The 25,451-nt window shown below is 66.0% G+C and carries 29 protein-coding genes; 7 read left to right on the top strand and 22 right to left on the bottom strand.

The window, feature by feature from the left end:
- Nucleotide 1: 1 nt before the first annotated feature.
- From DESUT3_RS01500 to DESUT3_RS01490, 3 genes are all read right to left on the bottom strand, one after another.
- The gene (locus DESUT3_RS01500) at nucleotides 2-160 is read right to left on the bottom strand and encodes a Card1-like endonuclease domain-containing protein (RefSeq protein WP_221250708.1); all 159 of its coding nucleotides are present in this window, start codon (nucleotides 158-160) and stop codon (nucleotides 2-4) included.
- A gap of 171 nt (nucleotides 161-331) precedes the next feature.
- Nucleotides 332-1,678, bottom strand: coding sequence for a DUF1015 domain-containing protein (locus DESUT3_RS01495; protein WP_221250707.1), 1,347 nt, complete (start codon nucleotides 1,676-1,678; stop codon nucleotides 332-334).
- Between the two features lie 147 nt (nucleotides 1,679-1,825).
- Nucleotides 1,826-2,665, bottom strand: coding sequence for a methylated-DNA--[protein]-cysteine S-methyltransferase (locus DESUT3_RS01490; RefSeq protein ID WP_221250706.1), 840 nt, complete (start codon nucleotides 2,663-2,665; stop codon nucleotides 1,826-1,828).
- 141 nt (nucleotides 2,666-2,806) lie between these two features.
- Here DESUT3_RS01490 and DESUT3_RS01485 point away from each other — a divergent pair, with 141 nt between their 5' ends.
- Nucleotides 2,807-3,676, top strand: a complete 870-nt coding sequence (locus tag DESUT3_RS01485) for a 4Fe-4S ferredoxin (RefSeq protein WP_221250705.1) — start codon at nucleotides 2,807-2,809, stop codon at nucleotides 3,674-3,676.
- A gap of 40 nt (nucleotides 3,677-3,716) precedes the next feature.
- Here DESUT3_RS01485 and DESUT3_RS01480 read toward each other — a convergent pair whose 3' ends face one another.
- From DESUT3_RS01480 to DESUT3_RS01460, 5 genes are all read right to left on the bottom strand, one after another.
- Nucleotides 3,717-4,127 carry a YbaN family protein gene (locus tag DESUT3_RS01480; RefSeq protein ID WP_221250704.1) on the bottom strand — a complete coding sequence of 137 codons (411 nt, stop codon included), beginning with the start codon at nucleotides 4,125-4,127 and terminating at the stop codon, nucleotides 3,717-3,719.
- A gap of 122 nt (nucleotides 4,128-4,249) precedes the next feature.
- Nucleotides 4,250-4,786, bottom strand: coding sequence for a YaeQ family protein (locus DESUT3_RS01475; RefSeq protein ID WP_221250703.1), 537 nt, complete (start codon nucleotides 4,784-4,786; stop codon nucleotides 4,250-4,252).
- Nucleotides 4,787-4,960: 174 nt separating this feature from the next.
- Complete coding sequence (locus tag DESUT3_RS01470; protein WP_221250702.1) at nucleotides 4,961-5,254, bottom strand: hypothetical protein; 294 nt, start codon at nucleotides 5,252-5,254, stop codon at nucleotides 4,961-4,963.
- An 18-nt stretch (nucleotides 5,255-5,272) separates the two neighbouring features.
- The gene (locus DESUT3_RS01465; protein WP_221250701.1) at nucleotides 5,273-5,794 is read right to left on the bottom strand and encodes a glycine/sarcosine/betaine reductase selenoprotein B family protein; all 522 of its coding nucleotides are present in this window, start codon (nucleotides 5,792-5,794) and stop codon (nucleotides 5,273-5,275) included.
- A complete protein-coding gene (locus DESUT3_RS01460; protein WP_221250700.1) occupies nucleotides 5,791-7,374 on the bottom strand; it encodes a carotenoid oxygenase family protein in 1,584 nt (527 codons plus the stop codon). The genes DESUT3_RS01465 and DESUT3_RS01460 overlap by 4 nt, the downstream gene beginning before the upstream one ends.
- Before the next feature lie 49 nt (nucleotides 7,375-7,423).
- Here DESUT3_RS01460 and DESUT3_RS01455 point away from each other — a divergent pair, with 49 nt between their 5' ends.
- The 6 genes from DESUT3_RS01455 to DESUT3_RS01430 all read left to right on the top strand — a co-directional run bounded on the left by DESUT3_RS01455 (nucleotide 7,424) and on the right by DESUT3_RS01430 (nucleotide 12,921).
- Nucleotides 7,424-8,293 carry an alpha/beta hydrolase gene (locus tag DESUT3_RS01455; protein WP_221250698.1) on the top strand — a complete coding sequence of 290 codons (870 nt, stop codon included), beginning with the start codon at nucleotides 7,424-7,426 and terminating at the stop codon, nucleotides 8,291-8,293.
- Nucleotides 8,294-8,439: 146 nt separating this feature from the next.
- The gene (locus tag DESUT3_RS01450) at nucleotides 8,440-9,294 is read left to right on the top strand and encodes an alpha/beta hydrolase (RefSeq protein ID WP_221250697.1); all 855 of its coding nucleotides are present in this window, start codon (nucleotides 8,440-8,442) and stop codon (nucleotides 9,292-9,294) included.
- A gap of 116 nt (nucleotides 9,295-9,410) precedes the next feature.
- Nucleotides 9,411-9,830 carry a pyridoxamine 5'-phosphate oxidase family protein gene (locus tag DESUT3_RS01445; protein WP_221250696.1) on the top strand — a complete coding sequence of 140 codons (420 nt, stop codon included), beginning with the start codon at nucleotides 9,411-9,413 and terminating at the stop codon, nucleotides 9,828-9,830.
- Nucleotides 9,831-9,960: 130 nt separating this feature from the next.
- Complete coding sequence (locus DESUT3_RS01440) at nucleotides 9,961-11,256, top strand: B12-binding domain-containing radical SAM protein (protein ID WP_221250695.1); 1,296 nt, start codon at nucleotides 9,961-9,963, stop codon at nucleotides 11,254-11,256.
- Nucleotides 11,257-11,272: 16 nt separating this feature from the next.
- Nucleotides 11,273-12,421, top strand: coding sequence for a beta-ketoacyl-ACP synthase III (locus DESUT3_RS01435; protein ID WP_221250694.1), 1,149 nt, complete (start codon nucleotides 11,273-11,275; stop codon nucleotides 12,419-12,421).
- Between the two features lie 44 nt (nucleotides 12,422-12,465).
- Nucleotides 12,466-12,921 carry a hypothetical protein gene (locus tag DESUT3_RS01430; protein ID WP_221250693.1) on the top strand — a complete coding sequence of 152 codons (456 nt, stop codon included), beginning with the start codon at nucleotides 12,466-12,468 and terminating at the stop codon, nucleotides 12,919-12,921.
- A gap of 167 nt (nucleotides 12,922-13,088) precedes the next feature.
- Here the strand turns inward: DESUT3_RS01430 and DESUT3_RS01425 are convergent, their stop codons facing one another.
- The 14 genes from DESUT3_RS01425 to DESUT3_RS01360 all read right to left on the bottom strand — a co-directional run bounded on the left by DESUT3_RS01425 (nucleotide 13,089) and on the right by DESUT3_RS01360 (nucleotide 25,444).
- Nucleotides 13,089-13,775, bottom strand: coding sequence for a hypothetical protein (locus DESUT3_RS01425; RefSeq protein WP_221250691.1), 687 nt, complete (start codon nucleotides 13,773-13,775; stop codon nucleotides 13,089-13,091).
- Nucleotides 13,776-13,843: 68 nt separating this feature from the next.
- Complete coding sequence (locus tag DESUT3_RS01420) at nucleotides 13,844-14,110, bottom strand: phosphopantetheine-binding protein (RefSeq protein ID WP_221250690.1); 267 nt, start codon at nucleotides 14,108-14,110, stop codon at nucleotides 13,844-13,846.
- Nucleotides 14,111-14,141: 31 nt separating this feature from the next.
- A complete protein-coding gene (locus DESUT3_RS01415) occupies nucleotides 14,142-15,470 on the bottom strand; it encodes an ABC transporter permease (protein WP_221250689.1) in 1,329 nt (442 codons plus the stop codon).
- 18 nt (nucleotides 15,471-15,488) lie between these two features.
- The gene (locus tag DESUT3_RS01410) at nucleotides 15,489-16,286 is read right to left on the bottom strand and encodes an ABC transporter ATP-binding protein (RefSeq protein ID WP_221250688.1); all 798 of its coding nucleotides are present in this window, start codon (nucleotides 16,284-16,286) and stop codon (nucleotides 15,489-15,491) included.
- Between the two features lie 34 nt (nucleotides 16,287-16,320).
- Entirely contained in the window at nucleotides 16,321-17,319 is a 999-nt protein-coding gene (locus DESUT3_RS01405; protein WP_221250687.1) for a BtrH N-terminal domain-containing protein, read from the bottom strand.
- Nucleotides 17,316-17,762, bottom strand: a complete 447-nt coding sequence (locus DESUT3_RS01400; protein ID WP_221250686.1) for a hypothetical protein — start codon at nucleotides 17,760-17,762, stop codon at nucleotides 17,316-17,318. Before DESUT3_RS01400 ends, DESUT3_RS01405 begins: the two co-directional genes overlap by 4 nt.
- A 17-nt stretch (nucleotides 17,763-17,779) precedes the next feature.
- Complete coding sequence (locus tag DESUT3_RS01395) at nucleotides 17,780-18,538, bottom strand: hypothetical protein (protein WP_221250684.1); 759 nt, start codon at nucleotides 18,536-18,538, stop codon at nucleotides 17,780-17,782.
- Between the two features lie 243 nt (nucleotides 18,539-18,781).
- Complete coding sequence (locus DESUT3_RS01390) at nucleotides 18,782-19,339, bottom strand: acyloxyacyl hydrolase (protein ID WP_221250683.1); 558 nt, start codon at nucleotides 19,337-19,339, stop codon at nucleotides 18,782-18,784.
- Nucleotide 19,340: 1 nt separating this feature from the next.
- The gene (locus DESUT3_RS01385) at nucleotides 19,341-20,414 is read right to left on the bottom strand and encodes a beta-ketoacyl synthase N-terminal-like domain-containing protein (RefSeq protein ID WP_221250682.1); all 1,074 of its coding nucleotides are present in this window, start codon (nucleotides 20,412-20,414) and stop codon (nucleotides 19,341-19,343) included.
- The gene (locus tag DESUT3_RS01380; protein WP_221250681.1) at nucleotides 20,411-21,613 is read right to left on the bottom strand and encodes a beta-ketoacyl-[acyl-carrier-protein] synthase family protein; all 1,203 of its coding nucleotides are present in this window, start codon (nucleotides 21,611-21,613) and stop codon (nucleotides 20,411-20,413) included. Before DESUT3_RS01380 ends, DESUT3_RS01385 begins: the two co-directional genes overlap by 4 nt.
- The gene (locus DESUT3_RS01375; protein WP_221250679.1) at nucleotides 21,610-21,864 is read right to left on the bottom strand and encodes a phosphopantetheine-binding protein; all 255 of its coding nucleotides are present in this window, start codon (nucleotides 21,862-21,864) and stop codon (nucleotides 21,610-21,612) included. Before DESUT3_RS01375 ends, DESUT3_RS01380 begins: the two co-directional genes overlap by 4 nt.
- An 8-nt stretch (nucleotides 21,865-21,872) precedes the next feature.
- A complete protein-coding gene (locus DESUT3_RS01370) occupies nucleotides 21,873-22,841 on the bottom strand; it encodes an LpxL/LpxP family acyltransferase (protein WP_221250678.1) in 969 nt (322 codons plus the stop codon).
- Nucleotides 22,828-23,991: a DUF2062 domain-containing protein gene (locus DESUT3_RS01365; RefSeq protein ID WP_221250676.1), complete on the bottom strand. Its 1,164-nt coding sequence runs from the start codon at nucleotides 23,989-23,991 to the stop codon at nucleotides 22,828-22,830. The genes DESUT3_RS01370 and DESUT3_RS01365 overlap by 14 nt, the downstream gene beginning before the upstream one ends.
- Entirely contained in the window at nucleotides 23,984-25,444 is a 1,461-nt protein-coding gene (locus tag DESUT3_RS01360; protein WP_221250675.1) for a B12-binding domain-containing radical SAM protein, read from the bottom strand. The genes DESUT3_RS01365 and DESUT3_RS01360 overlap by 8 nt, the downstream gene beginning before the upstream one ends.
- Nucleotides 25,445-25,451: the final 7 nt, after the last annotated feature.

Genomic DNA, 25,451 nt, shown 5'->3' with positions numbered 1-25,451 from the left:
TTTAATCCTCCCACGCCCTCAGGAAGAGGGCAGAGGTGAGGGAGGTCTTGCACTCGATCAGGTGCAGGCGATTGTTCCAGAGAAAAGCCACGTCCAACTCGTTGGGCGTACCGCTGGTCGAATGGATCTCCAGCCCCATGGCGCAGTCGTGAATGCTCATTCGCTCCTTGAGCACCGGGACCAGGTTGGGAACGGGCTGGGTGGAGACCAGGCAGAGATGGATGGGGACACGGGCAAACCCTCCGCTAAAAGATGCGGGTGGGGCGGCAAAGAGCGGGCCGCGGGAAGGGGATTTGGAAATAGCGGCCCGGCGGACCAGGCCGCGCCTGTCTCAGCGGACGATTTTCCGACACTCCAGGTAGAAGCGTTTCTCGTCCGCATCCCCCATGGAGAAAGTTTTGCGCGGCAGCGCGCCATCGAGAATGATGGTCTTGAACAGGTCGTGCTTGGAGATGGCGGGCAGGAAAAACCCGACGTTGCCTTCCTTTGACCCCAGGGCGGTGACTGGCCCCTCGCCGTGAATATAGTCGATGCGGGCGGCGGCATTGTGCTCGAGGAAGCGGTCGAGGAAGGCCTGCAGGGTGGCGACCACCAGATGCAGCGGAGAGTTGTCGATGACGAAGAGCCCGCAGGCCTCGGCGGCCGTGAAAGGAATCAGGTGCCGCCCCGGCTGCGCCAGGCGCCGGGCGGCCTCAGCGGCTGCCATGGGATCCGCGCAGCGCTCGCAGCGGAAGCTGGCCCCCTGCGCCTGGTAGAATTCGGCGGCCTGCGCTTCCATGGCCGCGAGATCGGCGTTGAAGACCACCCGGTGGATCGCCTCGAACTCAAGCCCCGGGTCATGGACGTTGACCAGTTCCACCAGGGCGTAGCGGGCCGGGTGATCCATGATCGCCTGCTGATCGGCGGCCTGCTCCTTCAGCCGTTCCCAGATAGCCTTGGCGGTGGCGAAGGAGTGGTTGCCGTCCCCCATGGCATAGAGGACCGGCGCCCTGCCCTGCACCTGATATTTTTCCGCGAAGCGCGCCGGCTCGGCCAGCCGGCCGAGCGCTGCGGCCACCTGGCCGAGGCTCACAGCGTCATTGACCCGCCAGCCCCGAACGCGGCCGCCGTTCTCCATCAGCTCAAAGTTGTAAACTTCTTCCAACTCCCTTTCGAAGAGCGGCTCGATGACGGTACGCTCCGGGTCGTCGATGAGCACCATGATGTGGGGCAGTTCGATGCTGGCGCCCTGGCGCACCTTGATGCGCGGGGGCAGCCGGTCGAGGATCGTCCCCTCGGTGGCGCGAATCAGGGTGCTTGCCCCTTCGCTGTAAGCGTACTCCTCCAGATCAAGAGCGACCACCAGCCCCTTGCGCGACGGAGCCGCAGATGTCTGTCTATCGACCAGGATGAACCCCGGCTTGGGCTCCTCCTGCAGGATCCCCGCATCGAGATAGCGCCTCATTGAGGTGTTGATCTCGGCAATGCGGCTCTCGCCGCCGGCTTGCTCGAGATAGACCTCGGGGAAAATAAGGTTGAGGGTCGAGGGGTGCCCCGCAACGGCAGCGCTGACCCTTTGCCAGTATTCGGGCTCGGAGGTGTACTGGTCGCAGGCGATGACCGCCCATTTGCTCATGTCGGTGCCCGGCCTGGGCAGGAGAATGGTGGGGACTTGAAGGCCGATCTTTGCAAAGGTCATGCTGTTTTCCCTTGGTCGCCAGTCAGGTGGTTGATTGCCAATACTTAGCGGCATTTTCAATTGAGCCCCATTGGTAACATTTTTTCACCAAGTTGAAAACAGGCCCGTGGCCGGGACGGGCCAGCGCAAACCCGGAGGGCTCTTTGGTCAGCCTGTCCGATGCGCGGCCTCCCAGCCGAGCATGGCTTTTTTCCGGGCCGCGCCCCAGCGGTACTCGCCGAGGACGCCTGAATTACGGATTACCCGGTGGCAGGGGATCAGGTAGGCAACCGGATTCTGGCCGACCGCCGTCCCCACCGCCCGAGCGGCGCCCGGGGCGCCGGCCCGCAGCGCCAGTTCGCCATAGGTGAGGGCCGCTCCCGGTGGAACCCGCAGCAGGGCCTCCCAGACCCGGACCTGAAAGTTGGTCCCCCTGACATGCAGAGCCAGCCCCGGCTTGGCGGACCCTCCAACGGTTGTGGAAAAGATGCGTTCCGCCAACCCCCCGGTCGCTTCGAAGTCCTCGGCAAAGCAGGCGTTTTCCCATTCGCCCTGCAGGGTGCCGAGCACCTCACCGACATCGCCGGAGGGAATAAACCGCAAGGCGCAGATGCCTCGGGAGGTGGCGGCCAGCAGGCAGTTTCCGAAGGGGGTGGGGTGGGTTCCGTAGCGGATGATCAGCCCGGCACCGCGCTCCTTGAGTTCACCGGGGCTGGCGGCGTGGATATTGACGGTCAGATCGTGGAGCCTGCCGCTGCCGGTCAGGCCGGCTTCGAAGGCAACGTCGAGCACGCTGCGGGACTGACGAAGCAGTTCGCGGGCGTAGCCGGCGGTCAGATACTGGAGAAAACGCTTGGGGCTCACCCCCGCCCAACGGCGGAACAGCCGCTGGAAATGGAACTCACTGAGCCCGACGCTCGCGGCGATTTCGGCCAGCGGCGGCTGCCGGATAAAGTTGGTTTCGATGAACTTGATGGCCCTTTCGACCCGCGCATAATCGGCAGTCATATTCCCGCAGCCTCCTGAAATCCTTTACCCCCATCCTGCCGCAGTCGTGTCTGGCGGGCAACCCGATTCTTGCGCGAGCGCTCCCAGCTCCCCGGAAAATCTGCTAAACTTCAGTTTCATTGTGCCTGACAAGGGATGGAAATGGAAAAAGCGCAGAAACCAGGCCCGACGGGCTCCGCCGCCTGGGTCGAGGAAATCATCCGGGAATTCTGGGAGCAGGCGGCAGGCAACTCGCTGCACAGCGGCACCGGGGAAAAAGCCTGGGCAGAGCCGCTGGTCGGCTTCGCCCGGGGGGATGATCCTCAGTTCGCCCGGCTCAAAGCCGACATCGGCCCCTTCTACTGGACCCCCGAGGAGATCTTCCGCCTGAGTCGGCCGGGGCTGGAGATCACCGCCGGGGAACTGAGCGTGGTCAGCTATGTCCTGCCGCAGACCGAGGCAACCCGCCTCGACCAGCGCCGCGAGGATCGGTACCCCGCCGAACGCTGGGCCCGCTCACGCTATTTCGGCGAGATGTTCAACTGCGAGCTGCGCCTGCACCTGGCCGCCCGGCTCAGCGAGGCCGGGTTCCCGGCCATCGCCCCCGAACGCGCCGCGGAATTCGACTACCGGCACTCCAAGCGCTTCGGCCTCGCCTCCAACTGGTCCGAGCGGCATACCGCCTGGGTCGCCGGCCTCGGCACCTTCGGCCTCTCCGACGGGTTGATCACCCGCCTGGGCAAGGCGGTGCGCTTCGGCTCGGTGGTCGCCCGCATCGACCTGCCCGCCACCGTCCCCCCCTATACCGACCACCAGGCCTGGTGCCTGTGGCATGCCCGGGGCACCTGCGGGGCCTGCATCAAACGCTGCCCTGCAGAGGCCATCTCCGAGAGCGGCCATGACAAGGCCAAGTGCTTCCGCTATATCCGCGAGGTAACCACCCCCTACACGAGCTCGAAGTTCGGCACCGGCGCCACCCCCTGCGGGTTGTGCCAGGTGAAGATCCCCTGCGAGGCCCGCTGTCCGCTTTAGGTCCTCGCAAGCCCGAAGGATGATTCCCCCCCCGGCACAGTCATTCCCGGGTGGGAAGCCGCAACAGGTAGAGGGTGACGCCCAGGGCGATGGCGAAAAGCAGGACCCTGACCCAGACCAGGGGGATGAGGAGAAGTGCCGAGGGGGTGAGGGTGAGCCAGATCAATACGATGGCGTAGATTTTGGCCTTGAGGGGTATGCCCGAGCCGTCGAGATAGCCGCCGATGATCGGGCCGAGGCGGCGATGCTCGAGCAACCAGCGGTGAAACCGCTCGGAGCTGCGCGCGAAACAGGCGGCCGCCAACAGCAGCAGCGGGGTAGTGGGGAGCAGCGGCAGGAAGATCCCCAGCACGCCAAGAGCGGTGCAGAGCAACCCCGCAACCAGCAGGGCGCCTTTCAGCAGCCTCGACCCAAGAGGCACTTCTTTGGCTGTTCCGACCTGGCTTTCCATCGCCACCTTCCGCAAAAAACTTCCCTGCCCGGATTCGGGCTGCCCATCCGGCAACCTGGTGGGAAACCAAGTATACCAACCCGTGGTCCCCGAAGGCTACCCCGGTCTGCATACCCCCCCTGTCAGGCCTGCAGGCAGATCAACGCCGTCTCCAGGGAAGTCTCCCCCGCGGTCAGAAAGAGCGAACCCTCGGTGACGGTGAGGGACCAAACGATGGAACGCTCCAGGCAAGCGACGACTTGCTTCAGAAACACCTCTTCCAAGGCAAAGACCCGGATGTTGGCTGCCCCCGCCAGCCGTCCCAGGTGCGCGGCCTCCCAGCGTGGGCGGCCGGCACCGTAGGCGAGCAGCACCACCTGCCCGGCGTGGCGGCTGGCCTTGCGCAGCCGCTCGGGATCGGGCAGCCCCACCTCGATCCAGAGCCGCACCCGGCCGTCCGGCTCCTTGCTCCACAAATCCGGCTCGTCACCGGCGCAGATCCCCTTGGTGAAGGCCAGCCCTTCCTCGTGCCAGAGGGCATAGGCCAGCACCCGCGCCACCAAGCGTTCGGCGGTTTCCGAAGGGTGGCGGGCCACGGTGAACTGCAGCTTTTCGTAGTGATTGGCATCGACGTTGGCAAGCTCGATGGCGGCGCGGTAGACGGTTGCCGGAAGGGCCATGGGGGGGAGGTCCTTTGCTTGTTGCGGTTGATCGCCGCCCTGGTAAGTCCAGGCATTCTTACTGATTGAAAAAATTCAGCCGCACGCGAAGCCGCGAAGGGCGCGAAGAGCATTAAAACCCCTGGTGTTTCATTTCACGTTCTTCGCGGCTTCGCGTGAGAAACAGTCTTTACATCATGTGGGGGGAAAGCTTTCCGGCTCCTGGTATTTCGCATAGTCGAAACGCCGCCAGGCAAAGGGCAGGTCGACGATCTGCCCTGGTTCCTCGAGGGCGTAGAGGGCCTTGAAGGCCTCGCAGATCACCGCCCGCTGCTGGGGGGCGTTGCCCGGCTCGCCCAGGGGGTGGCCGAAGGGCCAGCGGACGAAGACCGTGCGCGGCGGGCGCACCTTTTCGCTGTAGTCGCGCACGATGGAAACCCCCACGGTGGCGATGCCGGCTTTTTCGATCTCTCTCTGGATCAGTCCCACGGACTGATTGCAGATCCCTCAGGCCGGGGTCAACAGGACCACGTCGACCCCCTCGGCCTTGAGCCGCCGGGCGATCTCGGGGGCGCTGCGGGTGATCAGCGCCGGGATGTGGCGCCCGTCGATATGCCCCATGAAAGAGTAGTGCTTCTTGGCCAGCTTGCCGATGAGCCCTTCACCGACCATCTCCCGCAGCCGCTCCAGGGGGAAGATGATGTTGAGGTCCTTCTCCGCATCCGCGTGGTCGTAGTAGTCGTGGGTGATCAGAAAGTCGCCGCCGATGCTCTCGCCGTCGATCTCCCGAAAGCTCGGATCCCCATCGCTATCCTGCATGTCGAAGGGCGGCTGGCCGCGGTGATGCACCCCGCTGGTGGTGACCATGGCCACCTTGCACTGGGCCAGGGGCGCCTTGGGCCGGACCCAGGGGATCTCCCCCTCGCTCTCCCAGGGCTTGTAGGCGTCGACAAAGCGTTTGGCCAGCTGGGGATAGCGGGTGATGAGCCTGGCGATGAGTTGGTTTTTCAGTCGGGTGAAGAAGGTCATGAAGGCATTCCTCCCTGGGCTGGCGTAGCCTGCTGCCAGAACCCATGAAAACCGAGGGGGACGTGATGCCCGAGCAGAACCCGGGCCACGGGTCCGTCACCAAGAGCCTGGGCGTCCAGGATGGCCAGGGCGCTCTTTCGGGCCTGGCCGTCGTAGATCTGGGTAAGAATCCAGCCGGCTTCCTCCCGGTCCGACCCGGCACCGGCCGATGGCGGTTTCGGGGCGAAGACCGGCTCGCTGCAGTACACCCCCGGGCCGAAGTCGAAGGAATCGATCTTGCCCGTGCGGCTATCGACCCGGGAAACCGCGGTGAAGAACGGTTCGCCCTGGGGCCTGCAGGCCAGGTAGCCATAGTCGTGGGGAGAGCCGAGCAGCCGAGGGTTCACGAAGGGGAACTCGAAGTCTCCCGAGGCGAGGAGCTCCTGCCTGACCTTTCCGGTGCGCGGGGAGAGGATGTAGCGGCGCAGCTCTCCGGGGTTCTCATAGCTCCCCTGGCGCCCCTCCATGATGGCGAACAGGGCCGGATCCTCGCCGAGAAAATGATCGGGGTCCCGGTAGCCGACAAAATCGGCGACGATCTCATCGCCCAGCTCATAGGCGTTGAGGCTGTGCCACATCCAACTGGCCTCGGTTCGCAGCTGAACCGGCTCGGCGTCGCCCGCCCGGTCGAAAACCAGGATCAGGTTGCCCCACTCGGGGCGCCAGCGCATGGAGTCGATCATGCTGCGGCGTCCGAGCAGAAATCCCCAGACCTTCATTTCCAGCGGATGCAGGTTGAGCAGGATGTGGCGTTCGGTGATGAAAAAATCGTGAATGTAGGCAAACCGGGGCAGTTCGGTGACGCGGTGCATTTTGAGCGCGCCGTCGGCGCCCAGGACCGTCAGGTGCAGTTTGATCGCCCGCTCGAATTCGAGGCCGAAAAAAATCCAGTCGCCGGTGCGCGGGTCGAGCTTGGAATGGGCGGAGAAAACCGTCGCTCCCCTGGCCAGCCCAAGCCAGTTCTCACCGCGGGTGTCCAGGGTGAGCGGGTCAAGTTCGTAAGGGGGGTTGAACTCGTCGAAGGCGTACAGGCGGCCATCGCGCACCACCACGGTGATGCCGGCCTGGTTCTGGAAGGTCCCCCCGCCCAGGTTGGCCAGTACCCCGCCAGGAGCCTGGGTCGACCAGGTGGAGTAGAGGAATTTGCCCGCGGCCGATTCTTCATTATACTTTCGGGTACGCACGAACCGGTTGCGGTAGCGCACCTGCCCCTCGCCGATGCGGAATGCCTGGACCATGCCGTCGCCGTCCAGCAGGCAGCGTTTGCGCAGGCCTTCACGCTCGAAAAGGCCGGGGCCGTTTCGATACAGGGTGCCGCGCAGCCCGGCGGGAAGAGTCCCCTCGACGCGGGGGGAATAGTCAAACTCCTCGGTGAGGGAGGTGGCCAATCCCAACGCCGGCAGGCGCCGGAAATCCTCATCCCGGAAGGGAGTATGGGCCAGGGCCCCGTGGGTACGGCACCCGGCGAGCGTCATGGTCATGGCGGAGGCACCCAGCAGGGAGAGAAATGATCTGCGGGAAATCTTGTTTTCTTCAATCATCGTCCAGTTGTTCCCAGCCCCTCGAGCCCGGGGGAGAAGGGACCTCTCGATGAGCCCGTCGCACCCGGCGCGGGTCTGGAATCTCATCTCGGTCTGCTTGCTGCTGCTCGCGCTGTCCGGCTGCGGCTTCGGAACCCGCTATGTCTTCTATTCCAGCCGCGATGTCCAAAGCACCCCCGATCGGGCCGGGATGGCTTACGAGGAAGTCTGGTTCCCGAGCGCCGACGGCGTGCAACTGCACGGCTGGTATGTTCCCGCGGAATCACCCGGGCCGCTGGTGGTTTTTTTTCACGGCAATGCGGCCAACATCACCCACCGGGTGCTCAATCTGCACTACCTGCACAACCTGGGGCTCCCGGTTTTCATTTTCGACTATCGGGGCTACGGCGCCAGCCAGGGGCGGCCGCTGCAGGAGCGGGATCTTTACCGCGACGCCCAGGGCGCCCTGGCGTGGCTGCGCCAGAGGGGCTGGAGCCCGGAGCGGATGATCTATTTCGGCCGCTCCCTGGGGGCCGCGGTGGCCCTGGAGATGGCCCTGAAGCAGCCCCCGGCCGGGCTCGTGCTGGAGTGCCCATTCACTTCGCTGCGCGACATCGCCTGGGAGATGACCCCGTTCACCTATGTCCTGGTCGGCTGGTGGAGCATCGACGCCCGGTTCGACAACCTGGCCAAGATAGCAAGGCTCTCCCGCCCGCTGCTGATGGTGCACGGTGACCGGGACCGGGTGATCCCCCACGAGATGTCCCTGCGGCTGTTCGCCCGGGCCCCCGACCCCAAATCCCTGCTGCTGGTCCCGGGGGCCGGCCACAGCGACGCGCACCAGGTGGGGGGAGATTCCTACCGGACAGCCTGGATAAACTTTATCGACCGGATTTACAAATCTAAATTCTCACATAATTTGACCGGTCAGCAACCCTAATCTGAATTTTCCCCGCCACCCGCCCCTCATTCTCCGGCCAACTGCCGGACAACGAACTCTTCCATGGTAAGATTTACCTGATCGCCCCGCGCCCTCGGACTGGATCGCCCATGGACCGCAACAGACCTTTGGCAAAGAGGTGTAATTTGCCCCGGCTGCTTCCGCTGCTGGGGCTGGTCTCGGTGCTGAGCTGGGGTTGCGCCATCCCGGAAAGCCTCCTCTTTGCCACCGACCGGGAGCTGCGCTTCAACCCCGCCATCGCCCGGCTCGGCTTCGAGGAAATCCTGTTCCCCGCCGAGGACGGCACCCTGCTCTACGGCTGGTATCTGCCGGGGCAGGCCGGCCAACCCCTGGTGTTGTTCTTCCAGGGGACCGCGACCAACCTATCCCATCAGTATCCGAACCTCGCCGCCTTGCAGCAGCGGGGGCTGCACGTGTTCATCTTCGACTACCGCGGAGCCGGACACAGCCGTGGCACCGCCAGCGAACTGGGGATCTACCGGGACGCCCGGGGCGCCCTGGAGTACCTCGAGGGCCGAGGCTGGCAGCCGGCCCGGATGATCTACTTCGGCCGCTCTCTCGGCGCGGCGGTGGCCCTGGAGCTGGCCGTGGAGCGCCCCCCCGCGGGGGTTATCCTGGAGAGTCCCTTCACCTCACTGGTGGAGCTGATCCGGCACCACCACCCCCGGGTGGTGCAGCTGATGCCCTGGTTGTTCGCCGAACATTTTCCTAGCCGGGATCGGATAGCCCGGCTGCGCTCCCCGCTGCTGATTATCCAGGGAGACCAGGACCAGGTGGTCCCCCAGGCCATGGCCCGTTCGCTGTTTGACCGAGCGCCGCTGCCCAAAACACTGGCGATCGTGCCCGGGGCCGGACACGGCGATCCCTTCCTGGTGGGGGGGGAGGGCTACTGGGCGACCTGGCAGAGCTTCCTCCACCAGTGCCTCCCCCCGCAGGCCCCCGGGATGCTGGGCCAGTTCCCCCCCGATCCGGGTCGCTGATCCGCCGACTTTGGCAAGCATCTTGCTTTCTTGGAAACCGCTAAACCTCCTCCCCGGGTGCGCACCGTCCCGGGGCATTGTCAGCAGCGGGAACCAACCACCAGGACAGATTGCCAATGGATTTCAAACAGCTTGCGGTCCTGCTCGAGGCGGCTGGCCGCATCACCACCCTGAGCACTGTGGATGAAGCGGGGGCCCCCAACGCGGCCGTATTCGGCTCGGTGCACCTGCTTGGCGAAAACACCCTGGCCCTGGCCATGGGGGAGAACAGGTCCCTGCATAATCTGCGCAGCAATCCCCGCGCGGTACTGCTGGTCGCCCTCCCCGGCCCCCAGGTGCTGAGCTGGCGGGGGGCGCGAGTCTACCTGGAGCTGGCGGGGACGGCAACCTCCGGCCCGCTGCTGGAGGGCATGGTCAAGCAGGTGGCCGAGCAGGCCGGAAGCATGGCCGCCCGGATGATCCGCTGCGCGGTCACCTTCAGGATCACCGCCATGCGCCCGCTGATCGATTTTCCCGGTGCCGGGCCAGGAGGATGAAAATCTCCTCTCGCGTCGTTTTTTTGACGGAATAGCGGCTTCTTAAATTTACATTAAAAGCAAAAAACGCTACTATTCGTCCCCACAGACAATCGCCGGTCAGCCGACAAGATCTTTAATTATTGGAAACATGCGCATTCTCCTGGTCAACCCTCCCAACTGCGGCCGCAGCATCCCCGAGGAACGCTACGGGATCGATTCGCTGAAGCAGATTTTCCGAGGAGAGCCCCTCGCCCTGGAAACCCTGGCCGGCAATCTGCACGGCCACGAGGTGCGGATCGTCGATCTGAAGGTGGAGCCGGAGGCGCTGCCCGACGAACTGGCCGGCTTCGCCCCCGAGCTGGTCGGTTTCACGGCCATGACCTGCGAGGCCAACAGCGTCCTGCGCCTGGCGCGGCAGGTCAAAGAGAACTGCAATGCCCGGGTGGTGGTGGGCGGGGTGCACGCCTCCAACGATCCGCAATTCTTCAACCGCCCGGAAATCGACTTCGTGGTTGTCGGTCTCGGCAAGCAGAGCCTGCGCCAACTGGTCGACACCCTGGAGACGGCGGGCGACTCCGCGGCGATCCCCGGGATCGCCGCAACCGCCCCGGGCCGCGCCCTGACCTGGCCCGCACGCTCCTACAGCCGGCAGGACCTGGTTCAGGAGCGCCCCCCCGCCTACGGGCTGGTCGAACGTTACCGCCCCCACTACACCCTGCAGAGCCTCGGCCTGGAGATGGGGTTCGTCGCCTCGGCCTTCGGTTGCCCCTTCGACTGCTCCTTCTGCTGCATCGCCCCGGTCACCGGCGGCCGTTACCTCACCGCGGGGATCGATACCATTCTGCGCGACATCGGCCAACTGGAGCAGACCCCGGTGATCCGCCTGGTGGATGCCAACACCTTCGGCAATCCCCAGCACGCCCGCCGCCTGGCCGAAGCGATCCGGGCGGCGGGCATCCGCAAGCATTTTCTCGCCGACGTGCGCTCCGACACCGTGGTGCGCCATCCCGAACTGCTGCGGCTGTGGAAAGAGATCGGCCTGCGCGCGGTGGTCATCGGCTTCGAGGAAGTGAGTGACGTGGCCCTCGACGGACTGAACAAGGCCAACTCCGCAGCCGTCAACAGCGAAGCGATCCGGATTCTGCACCAGATCGGCCTGACCATCGTCGGCGATTTCATCATTTCGCCCGATTACGACGAAGCCCAGTTCGACGCGCTGGAAGCCTACGTGGCGGATAATCCCGTCGACCTGCCCATGTACACGGTGCTGACCCCCCTGCCCGGCACCCCCCTGTATGCCGGCATGCGTGAGCGCATCACCATCCACGATCTCGATTACTACACCCTGACCAACGCCGTGGTCCCCACCAGGCTTGAGGAGCGCATCTTCTACCAGAGGTATGCTGCGCTGCTCAAGGCCGGCCACGCCCATGCCAAGCTGTAGGAGAAAGTCAACCTAAATGGCCGTTTTCATTACCGACCTGGCAGCATTTCTGCCCAACGCTCCGGTTGCCAACGACCAGATGGAACAGATTCTGGGCATGGCCAACCAGGTTCCCTCGCGGACCCGGCGGATCATCCTGCGCAACAACCGGATCGAATCCCGCCACTACGCCATCGACCCGCAGACCGGGCGCACCACCCACAGCAATGCCCAGCTGACCGCCGAGGCGATCCGCCGTCTGCGCCCCTTCGCCAGTTTCAGCGAAAAGGACATCGAGTGCCTCTGCTGCGGCACCTCCTCCCCCGACCAGCTCATGCCGGGACACGGCCTGATGGTCCACGGCGAGCTGGGGGGCGCCCCCTGCGAGGTCATGAGCGCCGCGGGGATCTGCATTTCGGGGATGGCGGCGCTCAAATACGCCTACATGAATGTCGCTCTCGGCCTGACGCGCAACGCGGTGGCCGCCGGCTCGGAACTTGCGTCCAGCTTTTTACGCTCGCGCCTGTGCGGAGCGGTCGACCCGCAGAAGGCGGCAGAGCTGGAAAAGCAGCCGGCGCTCTCCTTCGAGGCCGACTTTCTGCGCTGGATGCTCTCCGACGGCGCCGGCGCCGCCTTTTTGACCGACCGCCCCGCCGACGGGCGCCTGTCGCTGCGCATCGACTGGATCGAGCTGGTCTCCTTCGCCCATGAAATGGAAACCTGCATGTACGCCGGCGCCACCAAGAACGGCGACGGCACGGTCACCGGCTGGCGGGAGCACGCCTCTCTGAGCGAGGCGGTGGAACAGGGCGCCTTTTTGATCAAGCAGGATGTCAAGCTGCTCAACAAGGAGATCATCATCACCGCAGCGGACCGCACCCTGCCGCGGGTCATGGAGAAACACGCCCTCGACCCGAGCCAGATCGACTGGTTCCTCCCCCACTATTCCTCGAACTATTTCCGGGCCGAACTTTACGAGAGAATGAAGCAGATCGGCTGCGACATCCCGCTGGAGCGCTGGTTCACCAACCTCACCACCAAGGGGAACACCGGCTCGGCCTCCATCTTCATCATCCTGGAGGAGCTCTTCAAATCCGGCCGGATCAAAAAGGGCGAGAAGCTGCTCTGCTTCATACCGGAGAGCGGCAGGTTCTCCATGTGCTACATGCTGTTGACGGCGGTCTGAGTCGCCGCCCTGTTCTGTAACTTTTTTTAAAAAGGAGGCGAAGCATGAAAATGATCCGACCGCTGCTGTTGGTCTGCCTGGTCGCCCTGTGCGGCTGCTCATCCCACTACCTGGCGGAAAGGCCGCTGAAACTGGCCCCCTGCTCGCTGACCACCGACACGCGGGACACTTCCTTTGCGGCCCTGGTCATGGCCCTGGAGGGGAAACGCTGGACCATCGAAGGGGCCGACCCGGAAGCCGGCCTGGTCCAGGCCAAGGCCTGCCGGGGGTCCTACTGCATTTCCGTCGACGGCAGCGTCGCGGAAAACGGCAATGTCGAAATCAAGAGGACTCCCGGGCAATACCTGAGCCGCTCCGGAGGGCGCCTGCTCAAGCACTGGATGAATCACCTGGATAAAGCCTACAAGAAATTCAGCTGCTCCCCACGGGAGGAATTGGAAACCGCCGTGAAGGGACGTCGGTTCCCGCCGTTGGAGAAGGACAATCCCGACCAGGGGTAGCGAAACCCTTTTTTTACAAATTAGCCGACATAACGCCTTCCGCATTTGATTTGGTGTCACTTTTGTGCGCCAGGTTCCCAGCTGCGGAGGAAAAAAAAGCTGCTGTCTAAAAGACAGCAGCTTTTTTTGACCCCTTCTCTTAAGGGGGCTTTTATTTGAAAAAGTTTTTATTTGTGATTGGTTATCACCTGGCCAGCAGCCTGATTGTAAGCTGCAACCCATTTCTCTATGGTTGCCTCATTGATATGGGTCCCAGCGAACATTCCGCCGATAAAACCCTCCCCAGCCACGTCCTTGCGATCAAAAAACAGCCTGTTTCCGGCCCGGTCATACATGGCGAAACAATTCTTGGTCAGCGCTTTTTGGGTCGGAATAAATTTCCCGGTATTCACAGTCCATTCCGAATATACCAACATCACGGCATCGACTCCCAGCTGATTGCATAGCCCCTTGGCGATTTGGGGGTCGAGAACCCCTTTAATAACATCTCTGCGGCTATTGCTGAAACTTAGCAGGGCCCCATTCTCGAAAATCGGTCCAACCAGGCCGGATTTCAGTTGCCCAATGCTCAGCTTCTGATACTCGGAGCTATCGACAAAAGATTTAGCTGGAACAACGCTCCAATGCTTTGCCAGTTCATCCTCTGTATGTTTGAGCATCGATGTTACCTGGTCTTTGATCAGCGCATCGGGGATCTGTTTTACCCCGAAAGGGCCATAACTGTTCACTGCAAAGGCCACAACCGCCACCCGCTCCACCGGAATCTTGCTCTGGGAAATCTTCCCCGACGAGGCACATCCCGAGGCCAGCACCAGCATTGCAAAGCCAATAAAAAACAAACCCTTACGAAACATAAAGCCCTCCTTGAAACAGTTTGCATCATTCACATTGTAGAAAAATGGGGCTTCCCAGTGTCGCCCCCTCAAGATTGGCCGTGGCGAATAAAATCCGCCAACGTGCGCAGCGAGCGCAGCACCTCGCGGCTGGTGTCCTGGCCGCCGATGCGCACGTCGTATTTTTTCTGCACCGCCACCACCACCTCGACCGCATCGAGAGAATCGAGCCCCAGCGGGGAGTCCGGGCCGATCAGAGGGGCCTCGGGATCGACCTCCTCGGGGGCGTCGGGCACGTTGCAGGCGTCGATAATCAGTTCCTGAAGTTCGGTTTCGAGCGAGGTGACATCTGCCATCGTCAATTTACTCCTGGGAAAAACTCCGCCGCTAGCGCCCCAGGCTGTTGCCCCGCTGGAACAGGGTCAAGGCCAGGGTCAGGGTGACGGCGAAAAAGGCCAACAGACAAAGCGCGTTGGGGGCAACCTCGGCCAGGCCGCCGCCGCGCACGAATATTTCGAGAAAACCCTCCAGCCCCCAGGCCAGGGGGGAGAAGGCGCTGACCGCCTGCATCCCCTTGGGCATCACGTAGACCGGGACCATGACCCCGCCCAGGGCGGCAGCCACCACCACCGAAACCGCGCCGAACATGGAGGCCTGCTCGTAACTGCGGGCGGCGGTTCCCACCAGCAGCCCGAAGCCGGTGGCGGCCAGGGCCGCGCACAGGGCGAGCAGGTAGGCGGCGGCCAGCCGGCCCTGCAGATCGAGCTGCGGGGTCCCCAACAGCGGCAGCAGCAGCTTGCCCACCACCAACATCAGGGAAAACTGCACCAGGCAGACGCTGGCGAAGGCGCTGATCTTACCGAGCAGGATGACGCCATAGGCCACCGGCAGGGTGCGCAGGCGCAGCAGCGTCCCTTCCTGCCGTTCGCGCAGCAGGGCCCCGGAAAGGGGGACGACGATGAAAAACATGCCGAACAGCGCCCAGGCCGGCACGTTCTGCTGCACGGCGTTGGGCTGGGGGCGCTCCACCTCGCTGGCGGCCGCCTGCTGCTGCACCGGCAGCAGACTCTCCTCGACCAGCACCCGGCGCAGCCGGTCCTCGCCGAGCAGCGCCCCGCCCCCCATGAAACCGCCGCTGCGGGCGGCAAAGGCGGTATTCAGGGCGCGGGCCAGCTCGCGCCCCTTCTCCTCGGCCTCGATGCCGAGCAGCACCTGGTTGAGGGAGCTGGTAACGGCGGTGCGGAAAATGCCCTGCACCGTCGGGTCGAAAAAGACCACCAGCGGCAGCGGCTCGGCTGCGGCCGAAGCCGCCCCCTCGCCGTCACCGCGAAGGGCCTGGCGGGCCAGTTCCCGGGCCCGCTCCTGCAGCAGCGCCCCCGCCCCTTCGGGAACCAGGATGCCGAATTGGAAATCCCCCTCGTCGACAAGCTGGCGGGCGGCGGCCTCGCTCAGGGGTTGGGTGTCGACGCTCTGCACCAGCTGCAGCGCCTCGATGGCGCCCAGCCGTTGGCGCAGCCGCTCGGTCAGGGCGCTGCCGTCCTCGTCCACGAACAGAACCTGCAAGCCGCTGGCACCGGTGGTTTCGAGCACGTTGTTCTGCACCAGCGAGACCACCAGGACCAAAACCGCCGGCATGAAAAACAGCACCAGCAGCCCGGCCCGGTCGCGGCCGAGCACCAGCAGGTCTTTGCAGTAGGTGGCCCAGAACTGTCTCATCGAAAAAACTCTCCGCCCTCAGTCGCGCAGCTGCCTGCCGGTCAGCTGGAGAAAGAGCTCCTCGAGGTTGGCGCAGCCGTCGCCGGCGGCGATCAGCTCCTCCGAGGTCCCCTCGGCGATCACCCGGCCGCCATCGACAATGGCCAGGCGGGTGCAGAGCTGCTGCGCCTCCTCCATGTAATGGGTGGTGTAGACCAGGGTCACCCCCTGCTCTTTCAACCGGGCGAGGTTTTCCAGAATGGTGCTGCGCGACTGGGGGTCGATCCCCACGGTGGGCTCGTCGAGAAACAGCAGGCGCGGGCGATGCACGATCCCCGCGGCCAGATTGGCGCGCCGCTTCATCCCCCCGGAGCAGGCCTCGATGCGCCGGTCCCCATGCTCCGCGAGACCGACCAGCTCCAGGCACTGGGCCACCCGCTGCTCGAGCTCCCTGCCGCGCAGGCCGTGCAAACGGCCGAAGTAGCTCAGGTTCTCGCGAACGCTCAGGCTCGGGTAGAGGGCGATCTCCTGGGGCACCAGGCCGATCTGCGAACGCACCGAGCGCGGCTGGCGCAGCAGGTCGACCCCGCAGACCTGCAGCCGGCCGCGGCCGGGGCGCAGCAGGGTGCTGAGCATGGAGATGGTGGTGGTCTTCCCGGCGCCGTTGGGTCCGAGCAGGCCGAACACCTCCCCCTCCAGGATGCTCAGGGAAAGTCCGCCCACCGCCTCCCGGGACGCTCCCGGGTAACGAAAAGCCAGATCCGCGGCGCAAACCACCTCGGGGCGCTGCGGTTCGCTGGCTGGTATCCTCGCCCTGCGGGCCAACTGGACGGTCATGGCGGATTGCCTTCCGGGGAAAGTGCCGGGAGTCTCAAAGTGCGGCCAACAGGCTGCGGAACAGTTTCTCCTCGCGCTCGGCGCATTCGCGAAGCATGGCGGCGAGCCGGGGATAGGAGGTTTCCTCAGCGCCGCGCCCCTTGCAGCGGCGCGCCCCGAGCAGGGCGAACTCGCGCCAGCGGTCGCCGATGCCGGTCAGCTCCCGGGAGAGTTCGCTCAGGCGCGGCGCGCCGAGCAGCTCGGCGGCCTCCTGCAGGAAGGCGGCGTAGATGAAGCGGAAGCCCCCGCCGCCGGTGCCGATCTCTTCCTGCATGCGGATCAGGTGTCCCAGGTACTGGCCGGAGCGCTTGGCGCCGAGTTTCTGCGGCCAGCGCTCCAGCTGGCCGGCCAGGTAGCGGATGCCGCGCACCCCGATGATCGGCACCGGGGCCTTGACCATGCGCCGGCCGACCTCGCGCATGCCGGCCTTGACCGCCGGGCGCAGGTCGACCTGGCCGGGGACTTTTTCCAGGTAATACATGGCCCCCTTGGGCGCCAGCGCCCCTTCGGCGAAACGCGCCCGCATCAGGTCCTCGCGGGGGCAGAGCACCGGCTCGTCGATGACCGGGTCGCTGATGCGATAGGCGTCCCCCTCGCGGCCGTGCACCACCAGGTTGTGGGCGTTGAAGTGAAAACGCAGGGCGGGCGGAAAATAGGGGAGCCAGAAGACGCCGGTCTGCAGCCCCACGGGAATCCGCTGGCCCAGGGCCTGGTCGAGGGCGGCCATGGACTGCTCGGGGACGCGGAACTTTTTGCGGGTGACCTCCACGCCGAGGCGCTGGGCGACCCGTTTGAAGATCGCCCCGGGGGCCGAGCGGAAGGTGACCAGCGGCAGGCGGTTGATGCGCACGAAGGGGAGATAGCCGAAAAACAGCCCCGAACCGATACCGAAGGCCAGCGCCTCGGAAATCTCGATGCCGTGGTGGGACAGCAGGTTGGCGGTGACCCCGCTTTCGCAGTGGGCCGATTGACGGTGGGCAAAATCGATATTCACTGGGCCTGGTCCTCGCGATATTCGTCCAGGGCAACGGGCAGCTGGGGCATATCGGGAATCTGGTCGAGATGCTCCGGCGCCACCCCGAAAACCCTGGCGTAGCGCGCCCGCAGTTCGGGCTTGAGGCGGGCGTAGACTGCCGGCCGCAAGTGGCGCCTGACCCGCCAGCGGGGCAGATGCGCATAGCTGGCGAGCAGGCCGACATCCATCTGGCAGCGGGCCATGTGAAAGGCCAGGGGGCTGGCGGTGCCTGAGCGCACCGCCTCGATCGCCTCGCGGATCTCCTCGGCGATCACCTCCCAGGCCTGCAGGTTGGCCACGTTGGCCGGGTCCCAGCCGGCACTGGGGGTCAGCACGTAGCGCCCCTCGTCATCGAGGGCGTAGCAGATCCCGTGCCACTGGCCAAAGATCGCGGCGTCCTGGGGTACGTCTTCTCGTTTCAAAACAACTCTCTTTAACTCTAATTGATCTGCTTGATGGCCTTGGCCACGTGGGATTTCAGTTTGAGGTTCTGAGTCCCGGCCTCGACCTGCTTCAGGGTTTCCAGGTATTTGCTCTCGCCGGAGCCGGCCAGAGCCTTGCACAACCAGGCCATGGTATCGATTTCCAGGGTCCCGGAGTTCCCCGCGGCCAGCATCTCGAGCAGTTCTGCGGCGATCACCTCGTAGACCCGGGGATGGACCTGGAGGCTGCGCACCACGTTTTTGGCGGCGTCGCGCTTCAACCCGGGATCGTCCGAGCCCAGCATGTTGACCAGCCGGTTTTCCTCGGCGTTCAGCTCGGCATCCCAGGACTCGGTCGCATTCAGCACCCGGCTGCGCTCGGCGTACTCCTCGATCAGTTCCTCGCTCTGCCGGGCATAATGCTGCAGTTTGGGGCTGAGAGCCCGGGCGGCGACCTCCTGCAGCAGCTCCCGGTAGCGGGGATCTCCCGAGGCGGCCAGGGCCTTGCACAGCCAGGACATCTCATCCACGTGCTCATCCTCGGTCCCCGCGGCGTAACCCTGCTTGAGCAGGGCGGCGATGGTTTCGTACAACCCCTGGTCGCGCAGCCCGGCCTGGGTGACGAGCTTGGCGGCCTGAATCCGGCGGGCGCCGCTGCTCGAGGTGAGCCCGGCCAGCAGGTTGGCCGTTTCGGCGCTGCGATCGGGCTGGGCGTTGCCCGTTCCGGTCAGAGTCAAAGATACCAACAGTCCCAACACCGCCGTCATTTTCTTCATGGTTCGCTCCTCCTCGAGCATTGAAAACAGCGACACAAACCACCATGGAACCCTTCAACACCTAAACCTCAATCAGCCACGGATAGGATCGGATAAGGTCTGATATATCCAAGGCAAAGCCTATTGCAGGGCATGCCCGTCCGGGTTTTGGAATCGAATCCATCAAGGCTTTGAAAATCCGATTTGATCAGATTTGATCCGTGGCCAAATGCCTTTTCCAGGTTCGAACCCCCACATATCCCGTCAGGGGAAAAACCAGCCGAACTGCAGCAGCACCGAATTGAGCCCCCGGTTGTCCTCGTGGAGCCCGCCGTTGGAGACGTGGTGCAGCCGCACCGCGACATACCCGGGTGGCCCGCTCCCCCAGTCCAGCTCGGCACCGAGGCCCGCCTGGGGGTTGAAATTGACCCGCAGCCCCTGCCCCTTGACTCGGAAATCGCTGTAGATCAGCCCGATCCCCGCCTCGGCGTAGGGGCGAAAGGTGGCGCCGCGAAATCCGTCCAGAAAATAGAGCGCCAGCATGTTGGCCGAGACCAGGGCGCGGGTCCGCGGCGAGGTGGTCGCCCCGAGATTCCCCTCGAGCTTGAAGCGCAGCGGCTCGGGGGCCCGGTGGGGCCAGATCGCGTCGTAATCGAACAGGGCGAAGCCATTTAGCTGCACGAACTCGATGTCCGCGCCCGGATCGTAGACCACCCCCAGGGTCCCCCCCAGGCCGTAGCGGGTGGCAACCGTCTGCTGCGCCCCGCAAGCCAGGGTCGGCAGAAGCAGCAGCGGGAGCAGCCAGACGAAAAGGCGCCGCACCTCAGCCCCTGGCCAGCGTCACCGCGCCGAAATTGCCGCGGCCGTCGCATTTCAGGCAGCCCAGGGCATCGGCCTCCAGAACGCCGCCTGCCGGCTGCCAGGGCTCGGGGAGTGTTTCGCCCCCGGCCGGCGCGGGCAGTCCTGCGCCACCCAGCGCCAGGGCCGCCACCGCCAGGTCGAAGGCCTGCCCCACCGGCAGGCTGCCGTAATGGGGAGTCGCGGCCGTCACCGCCGCGGGGCCGGGGAGCAGCTGCCGGTAGTAGCCGCTGCAACTGGAATGCCCGTCGGCATTGAGCAGCCAGGGTCCAGCGGCCTGCGACAGCGCCGCGACCCTCCCCTGGCGCACCGAAGTGATGCGGCCGTGGCGCCCCTGCTCATCGCCGGTCAGCAGGAAAAAGGCCGCCCCTTCGCCGGGGACGGCGCTCTGCCGCGCGAAGGCGAAGGGCTCGATCCGCCGGCTCGGCTCGGGGAAGAAGCGCTCCCAGCAGTGGCCGAGCACCGCGCACACCTCGTCCACCGCGCCGAACAGCACGCTGTCGACCCGCTCCTCGGCCAGCCAGCGCCGGGCGGTGAGCAGCGCCGAGGCGACGGACATCTCGAACTGGCTCACCGTCAGGCTCGGGCCGGTGGCCTTGAGCTGGATCGCCACGTGGGCGGCCGCCGCGTTGTGCACCGAGTTGGAGAAGTGGGTGGGCGAGGCGAAGGCGTCGCCGTCCTCGAGCACCGAATCGAGAAACGAAAAGGTGGTGCGGGTGGCGCCGTAGCCGCTGGCGATCACCACCCCCATCCGCTCCCGGGAGGCCTCCAGCGCCCCGGCGTCCTCCAGGGCGAGGTGGGCGCCGAGCAGGGCCATTTTGGAAAAATGGTCGATGCGCCGGGTCGCGCGCTTGTTGACGAAGCGCTCGAGCGGCGCCGGGTCGGCCAGGTAGGCCGGCAGCTGCAGCTCCTGAGCGCCCGCCGCTACCGCCAGCTGCCCCGGCGCGGCCGGCCCCTCGGCCAAGCTGCGCCGCAGCGCGTCCAGGCCGCAGCCGAACCCGCCCAGCACCCCGATCCCCTGAATCGCCAGCGGACTCATGCGCGCTCCCCCTTTGCAAAAATGATCACCGCGTTGTTGCCGCCGAAGGCCAGCGACTGGGACAGGGCCAGCCGCCCCTGGGTGGCGGTGATCTGCCGCACCGGGGCGACCGGCAGCTCGGGGTCGGCCTCGGCGAAGCCGACGCTGCCCGGGATGCGTCCCTGCTCCAGGCAGGCCAGGGTAAAGGCCGCCTCGATGCCGCCGGCCGCTCCCAGGGTGTGCCCGGTGAACCCCTTGGTGGAAAGAAAGGGGACGCCCGGCAGCACCTCGGCCAGGGTGCGGCTCTCCACCCGGTCGTTGTCCGGGGTGCCGGTGCCGTGGGCGTTGACGAAGGCGATCTCCCCGGGGGCGCAGCCGGCGCCGGCCAACGCCTCTTCCAGGGCCCGCCGGAGCCCGGCGCCCTCGGGATGGGGCGCGGTCAGGTGATGGGCGTCGCAGGCCCCGCCGTAGCCGACCAGCCGGGCGCGGGCCCGCCCGGGCCGGCGCTGGACCAGGGCATCGCTTTCCAGCACCAGCATCCCCGCCCCCTCGCCGAGGTTGAGGCCGCGCCGGGTGCGGTCGAAGGGGCGCACCGCCTCGGTGTCGGTGATCATCAGCGAAATGAAACCGTTGTAGGTGGTGCGGCACAGCTCGTCGGCGCCGCCGGCCAGCACCAGGTCGCAAAGGTCGTCGCGCAGCCACTGGGCGGCGATCCCCAGCGCGTCGGTGGCCGAGGAACAGGCATTGACCACCGTCTGCAGCGGCCCGTCGAAGCCGAAATGGCGGGCCACCGCCGCCGCCGGGTTGCTGCGCAGAAAGCGCCGGATGGCCGCCAGGTCGGGGCGCCCGCCGCCGCGATAGTCGCGGTAGAACTCCTCGTTGTTCATGGCGCTGCCGACGGTGGTGCCGACGATCACCCCGACCCGCAGTTTGCGCAGCTCGCCAATCTCCCAGCCGGCATCGGCCAGGGCCTCGGCCGAGGCGGCCACCGCCAGCCGGGCGGTGCGCAGCAGCTCCGGGTCCGCCGGGACCGCGGCCGGGAAAAACGCCTCGGGCACCTCGAAGACCGGGTAGCTGGCCGGATGGCCGGTGCTGAACAGGCTCGGCGGAGCAGGCGCCCTGCGCCCGGCGAACAGCGCTTCGAGGCAGGCAGCGAGATTGGCGCCGGCGGCGCACAGGCAGCCGGCGCCGGTCACGGCGACGGGTCGCTGAGGGCTCATGCGGCGCGCTTGGCCTCGATGAAGCTGACCAGGGTATTGACCGACTGCAGCGCGGGCCGGCCCTCCTCCATGTCCTTGATCTCCACGCCGAAGTGCTTCTGGATCAGCACCACCAGCTCCACCGCGTCGAGGGAATCGAGCCCCAGCCCTTCGCCGAACAGGGGGGCGTCGTCCTCGATCTCCTCGGGGGAGAGGTCTTCGAGGTTGAGTTCTTCCACCAGCATCTGCTTGAGTTTTTCCTTGGTCGACATCGTCAGTCTCACTCCTTGTTGTCAGGCGGGTCGGACAGGGCCGACGCCGCGGGCTCGGTTTCCCACATGTCGTAGAAATTGAAGAACTGGTAAGGGTGTTTTTGCGTATAGTCCTCGAGGGTTTCGGCGAACTGCCGCACATAGGGGGCGAAGGCCCCGCTGCCGCGCTTGAGAGCGGCCGGCACCCGGATCACCCGGGCCAGGCGCAGCTCGTAGCTGTCGGTCCCGGTCTTGGCCGAGAGCAGCACCCCGATCGGCGCGCCGGTGGCCGAGGCCAGCTTGTAGGCGCTGAAGGGGAAGCGCACCGGGGCGCCGAGAAAGTCGACCGCTACCGCGTTGCGGTCGCTGCCGAGCAGCCGGTCGCCCATCACCGAGAGGATCTCGCCGCGCTTGAGCACTTCGAGCATCTCCAGGGCACCCCCCAGGTAGCCCCTGGGGTCGATGACGCGAAACGGGCAGGCGCGGCCGCCGTGCTCGAAATAGTGCCGGTCGATATCCCCTGCCTCGCGCTGCATCAGCAGGCTGACCGGCTGCTGGAGAAAATCGAGGGCGGCCATGGTCGTCTGCCAGGAGCCGGCGTGGGCGGTGACCAGGATCAGCCCTTTGCCCTCGGCCAAAAGCGCCAGCAGCTCCTCGCGCCCGGAAAGGCTCACCCGGGTCGAGCCGGGCCCGAGAATCCCCACCACCGCCCGGTCGATGAGCGACTTGCCCAGGGCCAGGCTCATCCGGTAGCTGTGGCTCAGCAGCCCGAAGCCGCGCGCCTCGGGAAACCTCCGGCGCAGGTAGAACTGGCTCTTGCGGCGCTGGTCGGGGCGCAGCAGCACGTAGTAGAGAACCACCAGCGCCAGCATGGCGTAGGCCACCCGCCGCCCGCCGAGGCGGATCAGCCCGTAGAAAAAGCGGTGCTGCCAGGCCGCGCCGATGCTGCGGCTGCTCCAGCGCCCCCGGGTCGCACTCTTGTCCTCACCCGGCGACACGAGGTTCCCTTTGCAGCATCTGCGCCATGAGGTAGATCGCCCCCGCCACCACCAGGGCCAGCGCCGGGCCGACGACCAGCGAGCCGAGCAGCCACTCCCAGAGCCGCTCCAGCCCCTGGTAGCCGAGGGTCTCCAGGGAGACCTCGGTGAGAAATTCGCCGTGGCGCATGAAGTAGCCCGCCTCGATGCACAGCGCCGGCACGATGGGCGGCATGCACAGCTGGCTGGTGCTCACCGCCGCCACCTTGTTGAGGCGCAGAAATCCGGCGGCGAACAATATGGCGATGGTATGGCAGGCGATCAGCGGCGCCGCCCCCAGGATCACCCCGACGGCGCCGGCCGCCGCCAGCTGTCCGGGGGTGGCGTTCTCGGTCAGCAGGGTGCGCAGCGACTGCAGCGGCCGCAGCACGCTGAGTTTTGCCGCCGACTCCTCGGCCACGATCTTGCGGTGCGGCCAGGGGGCTACCGAGCGCAGGGTCAGCTGGGTGTTGAGCAGGGTCAGGCGGAAATTGTCCATGAACCCCCGGAAGTGGGAGATGCGCTCCTCGCCGGGGGGGTAGTGGACCGAAATCGGCGCCTCGCGCAGCGGCACTCCGGCCCAGGCGGCCTTCACCAGCACCTCGATCTCGAAGGAGTAGTGGACCTCGGCGAGCTTGAGCGCCTCGAGCACCCGCAGCGGGTAGATGCGAAAGCCGCTCTGGGTGTCGCCGAGGCTCTTGCCGGTCTGCAAGCGCAGCCAGAAATTGGAGAATTTGCGCCCGAAGCGGCTCGAGCCGGGGACGTTGGCGGTAGCGAAATCGCGCGTGCCGACCACCACCGACAGGGGGGTCTCGCGTACCACCTCGAGCAGTTTGGGCAGATCGGCGGGGTCGTGCTGGCCGTCGGCGTCGATGGTGGCGATGTGGGTCATCCCCAGCCGGCGCGCCTCGCGGGCCGCGGTCATGATCGCCGCCCCCTTGCCGCGGTTGCTTGCGTGGCGCAGCACGGCGACCGGCAGCCCGGCCAGGGTCTCGGCGCCGCCGTCGCTGCTGCCGTCGTCGACCACCAGCACCTGTTCATGCACCGCCAGGGCCCGCTCGGCCACGGCGCGCACGCTGGCGCCGTGGTTGTAGAGGGGGATCACCACCAGCAGCCGGAGAGCCTCAGCCATGGGGAGTCTCCTCGGCGATGCGCCGGTTGCTGCGGGCGAAGCGCAGAAAGTCGCCCAGGTTCAGGGCGAAGCGCTTCCAGCTGTCGGGGGAGCGCCAGAGCATGGCGGCGTAGCCGGCCAGCACCCGCGGGCGCTGGAAGTGGCGCTTGTAGAACTCGGTGAACAGCTCCTCGAGCCGCTCGCGGCTCATGCCGTGGGGGACGAAGCGGAACTGCATGCAGTCCATCTGCTCCCAGTCCTCGTCGAAGCTCCCCAGCTCGTGGATCTTCTCGTAGAGGGGCGAGCCGGGAAAGGGGGTGAACTTGGCCAGGTTGAAATCGTCGATGGGCAGCGAGTAGACGTACTCCATGCTGCGCCGGATGCTCGTTTCGGTTTCGCCGGGCAGGCCCATCATCAGCAGCCCCTTGACCCGGATTCCGGCCTGCTTGATCTGGCGGATCTTCTCGGCGAGCATCTGCAGGTCGGCGTTCTGGCGATGCTGGGCAAGCAGCTCGGGGTCGCCGGTCTCGATACCGAGGCTCGCCATCCAGCAGCCGGCCCCCTTCATCTGCCGCAGCAGCTCCAGGTCGACGTGCTCGGCGCGCACCGCGCAGTTGAAGGTCATCCCCAGCGGGCGATCGACCATCCTCCGGCAGAAATCCTCGACCCGCTGCCGGTTGAAGGTGAACTGGTCGTCGTAGAAATTGACGTGGCGGATGCCGAAGCGTTCGCGCAGGTACTCGAGGTGGGCGTAGAGGTATTCGGCCGAGTTGTAGCGAAAGGTGCGGCGAAACACCGAGCGGTCGCAGTAGCTGCAGGCGTAGGGGCAGCCGCGGCTGGAGATGCAGCTGGTGTTGGGGGTGCTCGGGTAGTTGAAGATCGGCAGCCGGTAGGCCGCGGGGTAGCCGGCGAGCTTCTCGTAGGCGGGAAAGGGGAGGCTGTCGAGCTCCAACCCCTGGCCGCGATGGCCGGCGAAGACCACCTCGTCGCCGCGGCGGCTGACCACCCCGGGAATCCGCTCCGCCCCCTCGCCGCCGGCGGCGATCAGCTCGGCCAGGGTCTCTTCCCCCTCGCCGACCACGGCGAAGTCGATCTCGGGATAATCGCGCAGCAGCCGCTCGCGCAGGGCCGAGACGTGGGGGCCGCCGAACACGGTGCGGATGCCGGGGAGCTCGCTGCGGGCCATGGCCGCCAGACGCACCCCGTCGAGAAAGCTCGAGGTGGTGCAGCTGAAACCGACAAAGGCCGGGCGCACGGCGCGCAGGGTGTCGCGAATCACCCGCTGGTCGTCGGGATGGGCGAAACAGTCCACGATGTGGGCGCTGATCCCGCGCTGCTCCAGGTAGGCGGCGATGCTCGCCAGCCCCAGCGGCGGCATGAGGTTGGCCAGGCGCGAGATGTCGCGGCCGGCCGCCTCGGGGCGGTAGCCGAGCGGGTGGATCAGCAGGATACTGTCGCGTTGAAGAGCGGTCATGGTCACG

This window comes from Desulfuromonas versatilis (assembly GCF_019704135.1).
Lineage (GTDB): Bacteria > Desulfobacterota > Desulfuromonadia > Desulfuromonadales > NIT-T3 > Desulfuromonas_A > Desulfuromonas_A versatilis.
This window is presented reverse-complemented; position numbering and strand designations above follow the sequence as displayed.

Coding starts and splice junctions, on each gene's coding strand:
- DESUT3_RS01360 (WP_221250675.1), bottom strand. CDS start 25,444: ATGACCGCTCTTCAACGCGACAGTATCCTGCTGATCCACCCGCTCGGC.
- DESUT3_RS01420 (WP_221250690.1), bottom strand. CDS start 14,110: ATGGCAGATGTCACCTCGCTCGAAACCGAACTTCAGGAACTGATTATC.
- DESUT3_RS01485 (WP_221250705.1), top strand. CDS start 2,807: ATGGAAAAAGCGCAGAAACCAGGCCCGACGGGCTCCGCCGCCTGGGTC.
- DESUT3_RS01480 (WP_221250704.1), bottom strand. CDS start 4,127: ATGGAAAGCCAGGTCGGAACAGCCAAAGAAGTGCCTCTTGGGTCGAGG.
- DESUT3_RS01410 (WP_221250688.1), bottom strand. CDS start 16,286: ATGACCGTCCAGTTGGCCCGCAGGGCGAGGATACCAGCCAGCGAACCG.
- DESUT3_RS01440 (WP_221250695.1), top strand. CDS start 9,961: ATGCGCATTCTCCTGGTCAACCCTCCCAACTGCGGCCGCAGCATCCCC.
- DESUT3_RS01425 (WP_221250691.1), bottom strand. CDS start 13,775: ATGTTTCGTAAGGGTTTGTTTTTTATTGGCTTTGCAATGCTGGTGCTG.
- DESUT3_RS01430 (WP_221250693.1), top strand. CDS start 12,466: ATGAAAATGATCCGACCGCTGCTGTTGGTCTGCCTGGTCGCCCTGTGC.
- DESUT3_RS01380 (WP_221250681.1), bottom strand. CDS start 21,613: ATGAGCCCTCAGCGACCCGTCGCCGTGACCGGCGCCGGCTGCCTGTGC.
- DESUT3_RS01385 (WP_221250682.1), bottom strand. CDS start 20,414: ATGAGTCCGCTGGCGATTCAGGGGATCGGGGTGCTGGGCGGGTTCGGC.
- DESUT3_RS01435 (WP_221250694.1), top strand. CDS start 11,273: ATGGCCGTTTTCATTACCGACCTGGCAGCATTTCTGCCCAACGCTCCG.
- DESUT3_RS01475 (WP_221250703.1), bottom strand. CDS start 4,786: ATGGCCCTTCCGGCAACCGTCTACCGCGCCGCCATCGAGCTTGCCAAC.
- DESUT3_RS01460 (WP_221250700.1), bottom strand. CDS start 7,374: ATGATTGAAGAAAACAAGATTTCCCGCAGATCATTTCTCTCCCTGCTG.
- DESUT3_RS01455 (WP_221250698.1), top strand. CDS start 7,424: ATGAGCCCGTCGCACCCGGCGCGGGTCTGGAATCTCATCTCGGTCTGC.
- DESUT3_RS01365 (WP_221250676.1), bottom strand. CDS start 23,991: ATGGCTGAGGCTCTCCGGCTGCTGGTGGTGATCCCCCTCTACAACCAC.
- DESUT3_RS01395 (WP_221250684.1), bottom strand. CDS start 18,538: ATGAAGAAAATGACGGCGGTGTTGGGACTGTTGGTATCTTTGACTCTG.
- DESUT3_RS01465 (WP_221250701.1), bottom strand. CDS start 5,794: ATGACCTTCTTCACCCGACTGAAAAACCAACTCATCGCCAGGCTCATC.
- DESUT3_RS01495 (WP_221250707.1), bottom strand. CDS start 1,678: ATGACCTTTGCAAAGATCGGCCTTCAAGTCCCCACCATTCTCCTGCCC.
- DESUT3_RS01445 (WP_221250696.1), top strand. CDS start 9,411: ATGGATTTCAAACAGCTTGCGGTCCTGCTCGAGGCGGCTGGCCGCATC.
- DESUT3_RS01500 (WP_221250708.1), bottom strand. CDS start 160: ATGAGCATTCACGACTGCGCCATGGGGCTGGAGATCCATTCGACCAGC.
- DESUT3_RS01415 (WP_221250689.1), bottom strand. CDS start 15,470: ATGAGACAGTTCTGGGCCACCTACTGCAAAGACCTGCTGGTGCTCGGC.
- DESUT3_RS01375 (WP_221250679.1), bottom strand. CDS start 21,864: ATGTCGACCAAGGAAAAACTCAAGCAGATGCTGGTGGAAGAACTCAAC.
- DESUT3_RS01490 (WP_221250706.1), bottom strand. CDS start 2,665: ATGACTGCCGATTATGCGCGGGTCGAAAGGGCCATCAAGTTCATCGAA.